This is a genomic window from Delftia sp. UME58, from assembly GCF_014170385.1.
GTDB lineage: Bacteria > Pseudomonadota > Gammaproteobacteria > Burkholderiales > Burkholderiaceae_C > Comamonas > Comamonas acidovorans.
In genome coordinates, this window is sequence record NZ_LZZV01000043.1 from 58,381 (window position 1) to 74,501 (window position 16,121).

The window sequence follows — 16,121 nt, forward strand, 5'->3', positions numbered from 1 at the left end:
CCGAATATTTATTACTGGTCGTTACTTTTGCCGGCCCAGGTTTCCGCGCCAGCCCCCGCCGCCTTCACATGTCCGTTCCCGGGCCGGCTTGCAGGCTCGATGCCTGCAGCCAGCGCTCCAGATCAGCGGCCGGCAGCGGGCGCGAGAACAGATAGCCCTGCGCGACCGGATAGCCCTGTTCGCGCAGGATGGTGTTCTGCGCTGCCGTCTCCACGCCCTCGGCCACCACGGTCAGGTGCAGGCTGCGGCCTATGCCCAGGATGGCGTTGCTCAGGGCCTGGGCGGCTTCGTCGTTTTCCAGGTCGGCCACGAAGCTGCGGTCCAGCTTGAGCTCGCTGACCGGCAGGCGCCGCAGGTAGCTGAGGCTGGAGTAGCCGGTGCCGAAATCGTCCATGGACAGGCGCACGCCCTGGGCGTGCACGGCTTGCAGCGTGCGCATGGTGCCGGGGTTGGTGTCCAGCAGCAGGCTTTCGGTGATCTCCAGCGTGAGGTCCTGCGGCTTGAGCGCGTTGCGGTCCAGCGTGTCGGCAATCATGCGCGGCAGGTCCAGGTTGTGGAAGCTGGTGGGCGAGAGGTTGACCGACATGGCCGGCACATCCAGGCCGCGGCTGCGCCACTCGCCCAGCTGGCGGCAGGCTTCGCGCAGTGCCCAGGTGCCCAGCTCGCCGATCAGGCCGCATTCCTCGGCCAGCGGGATGAAGCGTGCGGGAGAGACATCGCCGAATTCGGCATGGCTCCAGCGCGCCAGGGCCTCGACGCCGTACAGGCGGCCGTCCTTGAGATCGAGCTGGGGCTGGTAGTGCAGGTGCAGGCCGCCGCTGCGCAGGGCGTCGCGCAGCGCCGTCTCCAGCACTAGGCGCTCCTGGGCCAGGCGGTTCATCTCTGGGCTGAAGAAGCTGTAGAGCCCGCGCCCGCCCGATTTGGCCTGGTACATGGCCATGTCGGCGCGGTGCAGCAGGGTCTCCATGTCGCGCCCGTCGGCGGGAAACACGGCAATGCCGCAGCTGGCCGTGCTGGCCAGGGCCACGTCGTCGATCATGCAAGGCTGGCCCAGGGCCGACTGCAGCCGCTCTATCATCTCGGCCGCCTGCGCGCCGCCGCAGTGTGGCAGCACGATGACGAATTCATCGCCCGACAGGCGCCCGGCAATGTCGCCCGCGCGCAGCTCCGCCTGGATGCGCTGGGCCACGCTGCACAGCAGCCTGTCGCCGGCCGGGTGGCCCAGCGAATCGTTGACCTGCTTGAAACGGTCCAGGTCGATGAAGACCACGGCCAGTTCGGAGCCCTCTTGCGAGGCCGCGGACAGCGCCTGCTCGGCCTGGGCCAGCAGCAGGCTGCGGTTGGGCAGGGTGGTCAGCCCGTCGTAGAAGGCCAGCTGGCGGATGCGGCGGCGTGCTTGCTCGCGCTCCAGCGCCAGCGCGCACAGGTCGGTGCAGGCCTCCACCAGCCGCTGGTGGAAGGGATCGGGGCCGGGCCGGTCGAAATGGCGGTAGTAGAAGGCAAAGGTGCCGGCCACGCCGCCCTGCAGCCCGCAGATGGGCGTGGACCAGCAGGCCGTATACCCCAGCGGCAGGATGAGCTGCTTGAAGTCGGCCCACAGCGGGTCGGTGGCGATGTCACGCACCAGCACGGGCCGGTTGTGGAAGGCGGCCGTGCCGCAGGAGCCGATATTGGGGCCGATGGGCACGCCGTCCAGTGCCGCCGAGTACGAGGCCGGCAGGCTGGGCGCGGCCAGCGGGTGCAGGCGGTTCTGGTCATCGACTTCCAGCACCGACACCGCAATGTCGGGCGCAATGCGCTCCACCTCGCGGCACACCAGGTCCAGCACCTCGGTCAGCGGCTGGTCGCGCGCCATGGCCTCCAGGGCGCGCCGCTGCAGCACCTCGTGCATCTTGGCCTCGGTGATGTCGGTGATCACGGTCACCGTGGTGTGGAGGCGGCCGTCGGGGCCCATGACGGGATTGGCCTGGGCGCTGACCCAATACCGCTCGCCGTCCTTGCCGACGAGGATCTCCTCGCGGTACACCGGCTTGCCTGCGTCCAGTTCGGCGCGGTAGGCGGCCGTGAATTCGGGCGAGGCATGGGGCACCAGCAGGGCGATGGGCGCACGGCCCACGACCTCTTCGCTGCTCCAGCCGAACATGCGGGTGAAGCCTGCGTTGACATAGGAGATGGTCCAGTTGCCGTCGGCGATCACCACGGCCGCGTCGGTGGCATCGGCCACCAGGGACAGGCGCCGCAAATGCTCCTGCCGGCTGCGGTCGGCCTGCACCCGGGCCGTGATGTCGGTGGCAATGCACAGCACATGGCTGAGCGCGCCCTGGGTATCCAGCACGGGGGCATAGGTGGCCTCCAGCCAGCAGGTGCTGCCGTCACGGCGCCGGTGTTCGCCCACGCGCGAAATCGTCTCGCCCGCGCCCCAGCGCTGGCGCCACTGGCCGTAGGCGGCCGGATCGGCCTGGGCCTGCGTGCACAGATCGCTGTGAAGCAAACCTTCAGTGCCCGTGGCCGGATAGCCGAGGATGGCCTCGTAATTGGCATTGGCGCGCATCAGCCGGCCTTCGGGCGTGAATTCCGCCAGCGCCATGGCCTTGTCCAGCGTGCTCCACAGCGCCTGTTGTCCTGCCGTGCCTGCTACCCGCGTTTCGAACATGGTTCGCTCTCCTCATGGATGCTGAGCTGATGATTGATTGTTTCTAAATGATACCGATCCGGCGCAGTACCTGGATGTCAGCCACGCCTGGTCGCGCTTGCTCCCACTGGTCGCCCTTGGATGGTCCGACTGATGGCGCGCCAGGCAAGTGCTGCCGCTGGTTACAATAATTTGAGAATGATTCTTGTTTGATGGTGCCTCCCGCCTTCAAGCCATCGGGTCCTACCATGCCATCCGCCCCAGCCTCCGACGCCGCCTCCAGCCCTTTGCACCGCGAAATCTCCGCCCTCTACGCCGGCCACCACGGCTGGCTGCAGGGCTGGCTGCGCCGCCGGCTTGGCAACGCCTGCGACGCGGCCGACCTGGCGCAGGACACCTTCATCCGCCTGCTCACCGCGCCTGCAGGCGACATTCCCTCCCTGCGCGAGCCACGCGCCTATCTGGCCACGGTGGCGCGGCGCCTGCTGATCAACCACCTGCGCCGCCAGTCGCTGGAGCAGGCCTGGCTGCAGGCCCTGGCCGCGCTGCCAGCGCCGCAGGCGCCGTCGCCCGAGCAGCAATTGCTCATCCTGCAGGCGCTGCAGGAGGTCGATGCCATGCTCGACGGCCTGCCGCCCAAGGTGCGCGCGGTCTTCATCCTGTCCCAGGTCGAGGGGCTGACCTATGCGGCCATTGCCGAGCAACTGGGCATGGGCCTGCGCTCGGTCAAGCGCTACATGGCCCAGGCCATGGCCGAGTGCATCCTGCTGTCGGCATGAACGCCGGGGACGCGCAGGCCGCTGTGCCGCTGTCGCGCGAAATCGCCTTGCAGGCCGCCGAATGGTTCGTGCTGCTGCACTCGGGCGAGGCCAGCGAGGCCGACCACCGCGCCTTCGAGGCCTGGCGCACCCGTGCCGATGTCCATGAGCAGGCCTGGCAGCGCGCCCTGGCCGTGAGCCAGCGCGCGGGCAGCCTGCCGCCCGCACTGGGGGCACCGGCCCTGGGCCGCAAGCAGCGCCGTCTGGGCGCCATGGGCCGCCGCGACACCGTGCGCGCGCTGGCCCTGCTGATCACGGCCGTCCCCGCAGGCTGGCTGGCCTGGCGCACCGTGCCCTGGATGCAGTGGACCTCCACCCACGCCACGGCCACGGGCGAGCGCCGCGAATGGACGCTGGCCGATGGCAGCCGCATCGTGCTCGATACGGGCAGTGCCGTCGATGTGTTGTTTGACGAGGCGCTGCGCCGTGTCCACCTGAATGAGGGCGCCGTCTTCATAGAGACCGCGCCCGACCCGCAGTCCCGGCATCGGCCCTTCGTTGTCACCACAGGGCAGGGCAGGGTGCGCGCCCTAGGCACGCGCTTTGTCGTGCGCAGTGTCCGGGAGCGCAGCGAGGTGGCCGTGCTGCAGGGCGCCGTGCAGATCACCACCCGTGGCGGCGCCGCGCAGCAGCTGCAGGCAGGCCAGCAACTGTGGTTTGACGCCATGGGCATAGGCCGTGCCGAGCCTGCGGACGCAGGCGCCGCCCAATGGGCGCGCGGCCTGCTGGCCGCAGACAACATGCGGTTGGCCGATTTTGTGGCCGAGCTGTCGCGCTACCGCTCCGGCTGGCTGCACTGCGATCCGTCTGTGGCGGATTTGCGCGTCACCGGGGCCTTTCAACTGGCCGATGCCGATACCGGCACGGACGCCGTGCTCGCCAACCTCGTGCACCTGCTGCCCGTGCAGGTCCACTACCGCACGCGCTACTGGGTAACGGTGGCGGCGCGTGGCACACCACCGACTTGAAATTTCTTTCGGAATCTGGCCCCTTTCTGCGGCAGGCCGTGTCCTGTTCGATGGCAACCGATTTCATCGAACGACTTCCGAAGGAAAAACAGACCATGGCTCTCCGGCCCGGCATGCGCAGCGTGGCGCGCACTCCCTCCCCCTTGCTATTTCCACTGTCCCAGACGGGCCTCGCCGTGCTCATGGCCGCTGGCCTGGTGGCAGGCGCAGCCTTGCCGCGCGCCGCGCTGGCCCAGGCCGGTGCGGCGGCCACCAGCGCGGTGCAGCGTCCGTTCCAGGTGCCGGCAGGCCCGCTGGCCGCCGCGCTCACGGCGTTTGCCGCCGACGCAGGCGTGAGCATCAGTGCACCGCCCGCCCTGGTGCAGGGCCGCCGCACCCAGGGCGTGGAGGGCCGCCTCACGGTGCGCGAGGCGCTGGACCGGCTTCTGGCTGGCACCGACCTGCAGGCGCAGGCTGCGGGGGCGGGCGGTTTTGTGCTGCGTGCGGTGCCCGAGGCCACCCAGGCATCGACCGTGCTGGGTGAGGTCTGGGTGACCGCCGCGGCCCAGGCAGAAAGCCCCTGGGGCAGCACCAGCGGGTATGTGGCGCGCCGGGCCAGCACGGCCACCAAGACCGATGCGTCGATTCTGGAGGTGGCGCAATCGGTGTCCGTCATCACGCGCGACCGCATGGACGACCAGGGCGTGCGCACGCTCAACGACGCCGTGCAGTACACGGCCGGCGTGCGCACCAATGCGGGTGGGGCAAATCCTGCGGATGACAGTCTGTCGGTGCGCGGCTTCAGCCAGTTCTCGGGCAATTTCTACCTGGACGGGCTGCGTCTCATGCCGCTGGGCACGCTGGGCTTTTTCGGCATGGAGCCCTACGGGGCCGAGCGCATGGAGGTCCTCAAGGGGCCGGCCTCGGTGCTGTATGGCCAGAACTCGCCGGGCGGTATCGTGAACTTCGTGTCCAAGCGGCCTTCGGCCGATGCGCTACGCAGCATGGAGTTGTCCGTGGGCAGCCATGCTCGCCGACAGGTGGCCTTCGACCTCGCAGGGCCGGTGGGTGACGATGGCACGGTGAGCTACCGCCTGGTGGGGCTGGCCAGGGCGGCCGACCAGCAGATCGACTTCATGCGCGACGACCGCGTCTACCTGGCGCCCAGCCTGACCTGGGCGCCGGACGCACGCACCAGCGTCACGCTGCGCGGCTTCTACCAGAAGAACCACGCCATGATGTCCACCAACGTGCAGTGGGATGCGCTCAACGGGCGCAATCCCAATGGCCGGCTGCCCCTGAGCCGCTTCCTGGGTGAGCCGGGCTTCGACCGCGAAGAGACCGAGGTCGCATCGCTGGGCTACGACGCACGGCACGAATTCGACAGCGGCTGGACGCTGCGGCAGAACTTCCGCTACCTGCACGCACGCAACCACGAGCAGTACATGTTCCGCTACGGGCCGCTGATCGACGGCTCCATCACCAACCGGGAGATCGATTCGCGCGATGGCAAGGGTGGCGTCTACACCGTGGACACCAGCCTGTCGGGCCAATTCGTGGCGGCCGGCCTGCAGCATGAACTCATCGTGGGGCTGGACTACAACCGCAGCCGCTCCAGTTTCGACTCCTATATCGCCGACGGTCCGCAACTGGACATCTACCGGCCCGTCTACGGCAGCTTCATCGACACCTCGCTGCTGCAGCCCGATGCGCTGCGCGACGAGCGCGCCCAGCAGGTAGGCCTCTACGTGCAGGACCGCATCCGCAAGGACCGCTGGGTGCTGGCCCTGGGCGGACGCCACGACTGGAGCCGCCTGGAGCAGTCCAGCCGCCTGGCCGACCCCGTGTCCACCACCGTTCGCAAGCCAAAATCCTTCACGGGCCGCGTGGGCCTGACCTATCTTGCAGACAACGGCGTGGCGCCCTATGTCAGCTACAGCGAGTCGTTTGTCCCTCTGATGGGTGCTGACCGCAACGACCGGCCCTTTGATCCGGAAACCGGCAAACAGGTCGAGGTCGGCGTCAAGTACTCGCCCGACGAACGCAGCAGCTTCACGCTGGCCGCCTTCGAGCTGCGCAGGCAGAACGTACTCACCACCGACCCCGAGAACGTCCGCTATTCCATACAGCAGGGTGAAGTGCGTTCTCGCGGCATCGAGTTCGAGGCGGCAGTCCAGCCCACGCGCGGGCTCAAGCTCCTGGCCGCGCTGACCTACAACCCCGTCAAGGTGACCAGGGCCCAGCCAGACCAGTGGGGTGGCAACGTGCAGGGCAAGTCGCCTTACGAAATTCCCCGCAAGATGGCGTCGGCCTGGGTGGACTATGCCTTCGGGGGCGACCTGCTGGGGCTGGGGGCGGGTGTGGGGGCACGCTACATCGGCTGGAGCTGGGGCGACGCGGACAACAGCTTCCGCGTGCCGTCGTTCACCCTGGTGGATGCCTCGCTGCGCTATGACCTCGGGAAGATGCGCAGCGACTGGCGCGGGGCCAGCGTGAGCCTGACGGTCAAGAACCTGTTCGACAAATACCACACGGCGTCGTGCTTTTCCGCCAATGCCTGCAACTACGGCGAAGCCCGCAACATGGTGGTTCGGTTCGGGTACATCTGGTAGGCCTTGCGGCATCAGGCCGGTCGAAAGCGCGGTCGCACGCTCCCTGGCATGGATACAATCGAATAAGAATGATTCTTGTTTGATTGCGGGCCCCGCCCCCAAGGGAATCGGAACCCGCCATGCCATCCGCCTCCACCCCCCAGCACCGAGAAGCCGCCTCCCTGTACACCGCCCACCATGGCTGGCTCCAGGGCTGGCTGCGCCGCAGGCTGGGCAACGGGGCGGATGCGGCGGACCTGGCGCAGGACACCTTCGTGCGCATCCTGGGCGTGCGCGACCTGGCCGGTGTGCAGGAGCCGCGTGCCTACCTGACCACGGTGGCCAAGGGCGTGCTCGTCAACTGGTACAAGCGCCAGGCGCTGGAGCGGGCCTACCTCGAAGCCCTGGCCGCCTTGCCCGAGCCCGTGGCGCCGTCGCCCGAGCAGCGCGCCCTGGTGCTGGAGACCCTGCACGAGATAGACGCCATGCTGGACGCGCTGCCGCCCATCGTGCGGCGCACGTTTTTGCTGTCCCAGCTGGACGGCATGAAGTACGAGGACATCGCGCAGCAGCTGGAGGTCTCGCTCACCAGCGTCAAGCGCTACATGGCCCAGGCGTTTCGCCAATGCCTGGTGGCAATGGCGTGATGGAGCCGCCCCTGCACGCGCGCGTGCTCGACGAGGCCGCCGAATGGCTGATGCGCCTGCACGACAGCGGCGCCACCGACGCCGACCGCGCCGCCTGCGAACGCTGGCGCCAGGCCGACCCACAGCATGCCCTGGCCTGGGAGCGTGCCGAGCGGCTGCTGGGCAAGTTGGGCGGCCTGCCTGCAGCACTGGCCATGCCGGCGCTGGACCGGCCCCGAAGCCACCGCGCCCAGCGCCGCGCCGCCGTGGCCCGGCTGGCCGCGCTGCTGGCCGTGGCGCCTGCAGGCTGGCTGGCCTGGCAAGCCTGGTATGCGGCGGACCAGCGCGGCTGGGGCGCCGACCTGCGCACCGCCACCGGCGAGCGCCGCACCGAGCATCTGGCCGATGGCAGCCGCCTCCTGCTGGACACGGCCAGCGCGGTGGACATCCGGTTTGATGGCGCACTGCGCCTGCTCACCCTGCGCCAGGGTGCGATTTCCATAGAAACGGCGGCCGATACCGCCACACCGCACCGCCCCTTTGTCGTGGACACCGCCCATGGCCGGCTGCGCGCGCTGGGCACCCGCTTCACCGTGCGGCAGGAGGGGGGCAGGGCGGACGGCGGCCCCGTGCGCCTGACCGTGACCGAGGGCGCCGTGGAAGTGACGCTGCGCGGCGCCGCCAGCCCGGCGCTGGTCGTTCAAGCCGGTCAGCAAACGGTATTGCGAGCGGGGGAGGTGACCTCGCCCCAGCCCCTGCAGCCCGAGGCCACGGCCTGGACCCACGGCATGCTGATGGCTGACGCCATGCCGCTGGCCGCGTTCTGCGCCGAACTGTCGCGCTACCGGCCCGGCCTGCTGCAGTGCGCGCCCGAGGTGCGCGCGCTGCGCGTGTCCGGCTCCTTCCCGCTGGGCGATACGGATCGGACGCTGACCATGCTGGCCTCCACCTATCCCGTCGATGTGCAGACACGCATGCGCGGCTACTGGATCACCGTGGTCGCCAGGAACTAAAAAAATCGAGGCAGGCTGGTACTTTTTCGGATCTCGGTTGGCAACGGGGAAAGAGCTTCTTTCTTCACCGTCTCCAAGGACCGATTTCCATGCCTGCCGTACCCATGCCGCATCCCGTCTTCCATCCCCTGGCGCATGCCGCCCGACTGGCCCTGCTGGGCATGGCATTGGCCGCAGGCGCCTTGCAGGCGGCCGAACCGGCCCCCGCTTCCGTACCTGCTCCCGCACCTGCTCCCGCAGCCCAGACCTACCAGATCGCGCCCGGGCCGCTGGGCCGCACGCTGGCCGGCGTGGCCACGGCGGCGGGTATTTCGCTGTCCTTCGATCCTACGCTGACCGAAGGGCTCACCAGCCCGGCCCTGTCCGGCCTCTACGCGCCGCAGCAGGCGCTGCAGCGCCTGCTGGCCGGCAGCGGGCTGGACATGGTGGCGCGCAGCGACGGCAGCTACACGCTGCGCAGGCAGGCCGCACCGGCTGGCGCTGCTGCCGGTTCCACCACGGTCCTGAACGAAGTGCAGGTGACGGCCCGCGCCGAGCGCAGCGCCACCAGCGAAGGCACGGGCAGCTACGTGGCCCGCGCGGTCACGGTGGGCAAGGGCGAGCAGGCGATCAAGGACATCCCCCAGTCCATCAGCGTGATCACGCGCCAGCGCATGGACGACCAGAACCTCAACACCGTGGACGACGTGCTGGCCAGCACCACGGGCATCACCATGTATGACAGCCCCATGGGCGGGCGCTATGTCTACTCGCGCGGCTTCCGCGTGGACACCTACCAGTTCGATGGCGTGAACCGCGCCTTCTACTACCCGCAGGCCGACAACTTCACCAGCAACGCCGCCACGCTGGACCGCGTGGAAGTGGTGCGCGGTGCCACGGGGCTGCTGCAGGGGGCGGGCTCCCCCAGCGCGGCCATCAACATGGTGCGCAAGCGCCCCCTGGCAGAGCGCCAGCTGGAGGTATCGGCCAGTGTGGGCTCCTGGAACAACCTGCGTAGCGAGATCGATGCCACGGGCCCGCTCAACGAGGCCGGCACGCTGCGCGGGCGCGTGGTCGCCAGCCTCAACAGCCGCGACTATTTCTACGACGTGGCCAGCAGCCGCACCGGCGTGCTCTACGGCGTGCTGGAGTACGACCTCACCCCCCAGACCCGGCTGACGGTGGGCGCCACCCACGAGCGGCTGCGCTCCACGCCGTTCTTCCAGGGCCTGCCGCGCTATGCCGACGGGGCGGACCTGCGGCTGCCGCGCTCCACCTTCCTGGGCGCGGACTGGAACCGCTGGGACAGCGAGCAGACATCGCTGTTTGCCGAGCTGCAGCACCGCTTCAACGCGGACTGGACCGTCAAGGCCACGGCGGGCTACACCCGGGAAAAGCACGACATGAAGTACGCCTTTGCCCTGGGGGCAATCAATCCCGCCACGCTGGCGGGCAACGAGATGTATGCCGGCCTGTTCGATGTCACCACCGACAACAAGACCCTGGACGTGGCGGTGGACGGCAAATTCGACGCCTTCGGCCGCCGGCATTCGCTGAGCTTTGGCGCCAACACGGGCCGCATGGTCAACGACAGCGACTATTCGCTGATCCGCATGGGCCTGCCCAACAACGTGTTCGACCCGAGCGCCGCCATCCGCGAGCCGTCCCGCGCGGAATTCCTGGCCAACCGCTATCGCGGCGATGAAAGCCGCACCCGCATGACCCAGTCCGGCGCCTACGGCGTGGCGCGGCTGGGCCTCACCGATGCGCTGACCCTGATCGGCGGCGCCCGCGTCACCCGCTTCACGGGCAGCAGCAACTACCGCAACACGGGCGAGGCCTACAACGACCCGTACAAGGAAAGCGGCGTCATCACGCCCTATGGCGGCCTGGTCTATGCGCTCAATGACCAGTGGTCGGCCTATGCCAGCTACTCCGACATCTTCCAGGCCCAGAACGCCGTGACGGCGGCCGGCGACCTGCTGGCACCCATCAAGGGGCGCAATCTGGAAGTGGGCATGAAGGGCGAATTGCTGGACGGCAGGGTGAACGCGGCCGTGGCCCTGTTCCGCATCGACCAGAAGAACCGCGCCGAAGAGGATCTGGTCAACCCCTGCTCGGCCAGCACCTACTGCTATGTCTCCGTGGGCAAGGTCCGCAGCCAGGGGCTGGATGCCGAGATCAGCGGCGAGGTGGCGCGCGGCTGGCAGCTGTTTGCCGGCTACACCTTCAGCCATTTCAAGTACCTGGACAACACCTCCAATGCCGGCGTGGAGTTCGCCAGCACCTACACGCCCAAGCACATGCTGCGGGTCTGGAGCGACTACCGCCTGCCGGGCGAATGGAGCGCCTGGAACGTGGGCGGCGGCGTCAACTTCCAGACCGCCAGCTCGCGCGCGGTGGGCGCCATCACCGATGTGCAGCCAGCCTATGCCGTGTGGTCTGCCCGCCTGGGCTACCGCATCGACCGCAACTGGTCCGTGGCACTGAGCGTGGCCAACCTGTTCGACAAGACCTACTACCAGACCATAGGCGCGCCAGCCTGGGGCAATGTCTACGGCGCGCCGCGCAGCGCGACGCTCACCCTGCGCGGCAAGTTCTGAAACACGGCCAGGAGGAACGGACTGCAGCAGCATGCGGCAGAGCTGGGCCGCAAGAAGGTCGCAGTTGCCTATAATTGAGAATTATTCTCAATCTCGGGTCGCCGCGTGTCCAGCCCATCGCCTTCCTTGTCCGCCCATGTCGAATCCCTGTACCTGGCCCACCACGGCTGGCTGCAGGGCTGGCTGCGCAAGAAGGTGGGCAATGCCTTCGACGCGGCCGATCTGGCGCAGAGCACCTTCCTCAAGGTGCTGGGCGCCCAGGGCCTGGACCAGCTCCAGGAGCCGCGCGCCTACCTGACCACCATTGCGCGCAACCTGCTGATCAACCAGGTGCGGCGCCGCGCCATCGAGCAGGCCTATCTCGATGCCCTGGCCGCCATGCCCGAGCCCGTGGCGCCGCCGCCCGAGGTCCGGCTCATGGTGCTGGAGACCCTGGTGGAGATAGACCGCCGCCTGGGCCGCCTGCCCGCGCTGGCCAAGCAGGCCTTCCTGCTGGCCCAGCTCGAAGGGCTCGGCCATGGCGAGATCGCTGCCGAGCTGGGCATCTCCATCTCCACGGTCAAGCGGCATCTGGCCAAGGCGGCCATGCGCTGTTTCTTCCCGGAGTAGGCGGCATGCAGGCGTTCCCTTCCGCTTCTTCTCCCATTTCTGCCGAAGTGGCCCGCCAGGCCGTGCAATGGTGGCTGCAACTGAACTCCGGCAAGGCCCAGGCCCGGCAGCACGCTGGCCTGCAGCGCTGGCGTGCGGCCAGCCCCGAGCATGAGGCCGCCTGGCAGCGCATCGAATCCATGGGCAGCCAGATGGCCGGCATTCCCATGCCGCTGGCGCGGGCCGCATTGGCCGCACCCGGCTCGGCCGGCAGGCGCCGTGCGGTGCAGGCGCTGGCCGTGCTGCTGGTCTCGGGCGCAGGCTCCGCGGCCGTCGTGCGCTCGCAGGCCTGGCGCGGCTGGACGGCCGACCAGGTGGCTGCCGTGGGCGAGCAGCGCCGGCTGCCGCTGCCCGACGGCGGCAGCGTGGTGCTCAACACCGGCAGCGCCCTCAATCTGCGCTACGGCGCGGCCGAGCGCGTGCTGGAGCTGGTGCGTGGCGAAATCCTCGTGCAGACCGCGCCGGACAGCCTGCACCGTCCCTTCATCGTGCAGACCGCCATGGGCGCCGTTCAGGCCCTGGGCACGCGCTTCACGGTGCGCGAGCGCGAGTCCGGCGTTGAAGTGGGCGTGCTGCAAGGCGCCGTGCAACTGCGTCCCGCGCATGCCCCGCATGCCGCGCAGCGCATCGATGCGGGAGAGCAGGGCACGTTCACGGCCCAGCAGGCCGTGCACTCCGGCGCGCTGGACACGGCGGCCAGCGCCTGGGCCGAAGGCATGCTCGTGGCCTCGCGCATGCGGCTGGAGAATTTCCTGGCCGAGCTGGGCCGCTACCGGCGCGGGCGCCTGGGCTGCGACCCGGCCGTGGCCGGCCTGCACGTCTCCGGTGCCTATCCGCTGGCCGACACCGACCGCGTGCTGGCCGCGCTGACCTCGTCGCTGCCCGTGGAAATCCACTCCTTCTCGCGCTACTGGGTGATGGTGCGGCCTGCCGGAGCGGGCAAGGCATGAGCGGCACGGCCGGCATGAAGGCCTTCGCACTTTCCTGAAAAAAATTTGAGCTGATTTGCCGGCGATGGCTGTCAACAGAGACAGGAGCGCACCGCAGCGTGCGCCAACGCTTCTCTACAACCATTGCAACAAGGCCTTTCCATGCGCCCTCAGACCATGCGCCAGAACTCCATGCGGCAGACTGCCGCCTCCACCGTCCGCCCATCCCCGGCGGCCCCGGCGTTGCGCCCCGTGGCGCTGGCGCTGCAGGTGCTGTGCGCGGGCACGCTGGTGGGGCTGGCCGCCGCGGGCGCCCTGGCTCCGGCACAGGCCTGGGCGCAGCCCGCTGCCGGTGCTTCGCAGCAACGCCAGTACAGCATTGCAGCCGGCCCGCTGGAAAGCGTGCTCAACCAGCTCGGCCGCGAGGCCGGCGTGCTGGTCACTTTCGGCTCGGCCGTCACCGAAGGCTTGCGCAGCGGCGGCGTGAGCGGGCGCTTCACCGTGGAGCAGGCACTGGACCGCGCCTTGCTGGGCACGCCGCTGGCGGCCGTGCGCTCGGCCGGTGGCGGCTACACCCTGCGCGAGATGCCCGTGGTGCCTGCCACCTCCGGCGCGGCGGATGCTGCGGGTGGGGCAGGCGCGGGGTCCTCACAGACCCTCAGGACCGTGCTGGTCACGGCCTCGGCCCAGGCCAGCCCCACCACCGAAGGCTCGGGCTCCTACACCACGCCGGCCACGGCGGCGGCCACGGGCCTGAGCCTGTCGCTGCGCGACACGCCGCAGTCCGTCAGCGTGCTCACGCGCCAGCAGATCGAGGACCAGGGCCTGCTCTCGCTCAACGACGCCATGCGCAGCGTCACCGGCATCCATGTTGTCAGCTCGGACAGCGACCGCTCGGACTTCTACTCGCGCGGCTTCTACGTGGACAACCTGCAGTACGACGGCGTGCCCACCTCCATCGGCCTGTCGTTCTACGGTGACTCGGGCACCGATACCACCATCTATGACCGCGTCGAAGTGGTGCGCGGCGCCACGGGCCTGCTCACGGGCGCGGGCAATCCGTCGGCCTCCATCAACATGGTGCGCAAGCACGCCAACAGCAAGGTGTTCACGGGCTCGGCCTCGGCCAGCGCGGGCTCATGGAACCACCATCGCGGCACGGTGGACCTGTCCATGCCGCTGACGCAGGACGGCCGAATCCGCGCACGCGTCGCAGGCATGGCCGAAGAGCGCGACTCCCATGTGGATCTCTACCACGCGCGCAAGCAGGTCTTCTACGGCGTGATCGATGCCGACCTCACGCCCGACACCACGCTCAGCGTGGGCGCCGACTACCAGTCCAACCGGCCCACCGGCTCGACCTGGGGCGGCCTGCCGCTGGTCTTCACGAACGGCATGCCAGCCGACTGGAGTACCTCCAAGACCACGGCCGCGAACTGGACGCGCTGGAACAGCACCAACAAAAACATCTTCGCCAACCTGCAGCACCGTTTCGGCAACGACTGGAAGCTCAAGGCCAACTTCGTGCACCGCGACAGCGCCTACGACGCCAAGCTGCTGTACCTCATGCGCCAGCCCGACATCACCACCGGCCTGGGCATGGCCGCCCTGCCCAACTACTCCGAATACAGCTTCCAGCAAAACAGCGCCGACCTGCAGGTGACCGGTGGCTGGGAACTGGGCGGGCGCCGCCACGAGGCCGTGGTGGGCCTGACCAGCAGCCGCGCCCGCGAGCACAAGGCCGGCCATGCGCGCACCAGCCCGTTGCAGGACGTGGGCAACTACTACCAATGGGACGGCTCCTATGCCGAGCCCACCTGGGGGCCGCTGACCACCAGCAGCCTGGACCACACGCGCCAGGACGCGCTGTACGGCGCGCTGCGCCTGTCGCTGGCCGATCCGGTCAAGCTCATCGTGGGCGGGCGCCAGAGCAGCTGGAAGGTGCGCAGCCTGAGCGAGAACCGCTCGCACGATGTCTTCATCCCCTATGCCGGCGTTGTCCTGGACCTGAGCGAAGGCTTCTCCGCCTATGCCAGCTACACCGACATCTTCCAGCCCCAGAACTACCGGGACCGTGCCGGTTCCTACCTCGACCCCGTGGCCGGCAAGAGCCTGGAGATCGGCATCAAGGGCGAGCACCTCAACGGCAGGCTCAACAGCTCGCTGTCCGTCTTCCGCATCCAGCAGGACAACGTGGCCCAGTTGGACGAAGGCCAGGTCGTGCCCGGCACCACCGACTTCGCCTACTACGGCGCCAAGGGCGTGACCAGCAAGGGCTTCGAGGCCCAGGTCTCGGGCGAGCTGGCCACGGGCTGGAACCTGTCGGCCGGCATTGCCCGCACCGTCGCGCGTGACGCCCAGGGCCTGTCCATCAACGCCTGGGCGCCCAAGACCCAGGCCCAGCTGTTCACTTCCTACCGCCTGCCCGGTGGATGGAATCAGCTCACCGTGGGCGGCGGCCTGCAATGGCAAAGCCGCACCCGCGCCAGCGTCTTCGTGGCGGGCAGTGACCTGCTCTTCGAGCAGAAATCCTTCGCCACCGCCAGCCTCATGGCGCGCTATGCCTTCAGCCCCAGGCTCTCGCTGCAACTGAACCTGAACAACCTCTTCAACAAGAAGTACTACGTCAACATCGACGGCCAGGGCCAGTTCGGCACGCCGCGCCAGGCCATGGCGGTGCTGAACTACAAGTGGTGAACCTGTCTCTGCGAGAGTGGGGTGGAGTCGGCACGGCAGCATTCGGGCACGGCGGTGCAGGCCGCTGGCGCCCATTGCGGAGCCAGCAGCCTTGCAGAGTCACTCAGCCCAGCGGGCGCATCGGGCCGTGGGTTCGGCAATCGAGCAGGTGCGCCATGGCCTTGGCAGCCGCCTCGGCCGCTTTGGCGCGGCGCATCTCGGCCGGGTCTTCGAACCCGCAGCCCATGGCCTGGGCCTCGGTGCCGGCGTAGTCGGCCAGTGTCTCGGCGCTGTCGCGGATGCTTTGCAGTGCGCGGGCCACCACGTCCATGTGGCGATGGCCCTTGGGGGTCTCCAGCCAGGCCAGGGCCAGTTGGGCGATGGAGGAGATCTCTGCACAGCCTTGCTGCACGAGATGGTCCACCTGGGTGAGGGCATTGGACAGTTGCCGGGTGCTGTGGCTGCCTGTGGCGGGGGTGGGCTGGTTTGGCTGGGTGGAGGTCATGCCTTGGCCTTCCGTATGGAAGGAGCGGCGCCAAAAGAGGGCGCGCAGGCGAATGCGAGAGAAACGGCGTTCATGGTTCCGTACTCCTGTGTGAGATTTGAAACCGCCAATCCCGCGTTTTGAAGCACGGAAAAGGTGGACGGGATGTTCAAAA

11 protein-coding genes are annotated in these 16,121 nt (G+C 68.8%); 9 read left to right on the top strand and 2 right to left on the bottom strand.

Annotated features, from left to right (window positions below; all coding sequences use genetic code 11):
* Nucleotides 1-64: 64 nt before the first annotated feature.
* The gene (locus tag A9976_RS12165; RefSeq protein ID WP_183019222.1) at nucleotides 65-2,653 is read right to left on the bottom strand and encodes a GGDEF and EAL domain-containing protein; all 2,589 of its coding nucleotides are present in this window, start codon (nucleotides 2,651-2,653) and stop codon (nucleotides 65-67) included.
* Nucleotides 2,654-2,880: 227 nt separating this feature from the next.
* Between A9976_RS12165 and A9976_RS12170 the strand changes: the two genes are divergently transcribed.
* The 9 genes from A9976_RS12170 (at nucleotide 2,881) to fhuE (ending at nucleotide 15,483) form a co-directional block, all read left to right on the top strand.
* Entirely contained in the window at nucleotides 2,881-3,411 is a 531-nt protein-coding gene (locus A9976_RS12170) for a sigma-70 family RNA polymerase sigma factor (protein WP_183019223.1), read from the top strand.
* Nucleotides 3,408-4,418, top strand: a complete 1,011-nt coding sequence (locus A9976_RS12175; RefSeq protein WP_183019224.1) for a FecR domain-containing protein — start codon at nucleotides 3,408-3,410, stop codon at nucleotides 4,416-4,418. Before A9976_RS12170 ends, A9976_RS12175 begins: the two co-directional genes overlap by 4 nt.
* A 95-nt stretch (nucleotides 4,419-4,513) precedes the next feature.
* Complete coding sequence (locus tag A9976_RS12180) at nucleotides 4,514-7,009, top strand: TonB-dependent siderophore receptor (protein ID WP_183019225.1); 2,496 nt, start codon at nucleotides 4,514-4,516, stop codon at nucleotides 7,007-7,009.
* Nucleotides 7,010-7,128: 119 nt separating this feature from the next.
* A complete protein-coding gene (locus A9976_RS12185; RefSeq protein ID WP_012205109.1) occupies nucleotides 7,129-7,635 on the top strand; it encodes a sigma-70 family RNA polymerase sigma factor in 507 nt (168 codons plus the stop codon).
* Nucleotides 7,614-8,627 (top strand): FecR domain-containing protein, encoded by a 1,014-nt coding sequence (locus A9976_RS12190; protein ID WP_183019226.1) that lies wholly within the window; start codon nucleotides 7,614-7,616, stop codon nucleotides 8,625-8,627. Before A9976_RS12185 ends, A9976_RS12190 begins: the two co-directional genes overlap by 22 nt.
* A gap of 89 nt (nucleotides 8,628-8,716) precedes the next feature.
* Nucleotides 8,717-11,209 (top strand): TonB-dependent receptor, encoded by a 2,493-nt coding sequence (locus A9976_RS12195; RefSeq protein WP_183019227.1) that lies wholly within the window; start codon nucleotides 8,717-8,719, stop codon nucleotides 11,207-11,209.
* Between the two features lie 126 nt (nucleotides 11,210-11,335).
* On the top strand, nucleotides 11,336-11,818 hold the full coding sequence (locus A9976_RS12200) for a sigma-70 family RNA polymerase sigma factor (protein WP_183019228.1): 483 nt from the start codon (nucleotides 11,336-11,338) through the stop codon (nucleotides 11,816-11,818).
* A 5-nt stretch (nucleotides 11,819-11,823) separates the two neighbouring features.
* Nucleotides 11,824-12,807 (top strand): FecR domain-containing protein, encoded by a 984-nt coding sequence (locus tag A9976_RS12205; RefSeq protein ID WP_183019229.1) that lies wholly within the window; start codon nucleotides 11,824-11,826, stop codon nucleotides 12,805-12,807.
* A gap of 141 nt (nucleotides 12,808-12,948) precedes the next feature.
* Nucleotides 12,949-15,483, top strand: a complete 2,535-nt coding sequence (gene fhuE, locus A9976_RS12210; protein ID WP_183019230.1) for a ferric-rhodotorulic acid/ferric-coprogen receptor FhuE — start codon at nucleotides 12,949-12,951, stop codon at nucleotides 15,481-15,483.
* A gap of 103 nt (nucleotides 15,484-15,586) precedes the next feature.
* Here the strand turns inward: fhuE and A9976_RS12215 are convergent, their stop codons facing one another.
* On the bottom strand, nucleotides 15,587-15,967 hold the full coding sequence (locus A9976_RS12215) for a hypothetical protein (protein WP_183019231.1): 381 nt from the start codon (nucleotides 15,965-15,967) through the stop codon (nucleotides 15,587-15,589).
* Nucleotides 15,968-16,121 lie beyond the last annotated feature (154 nt).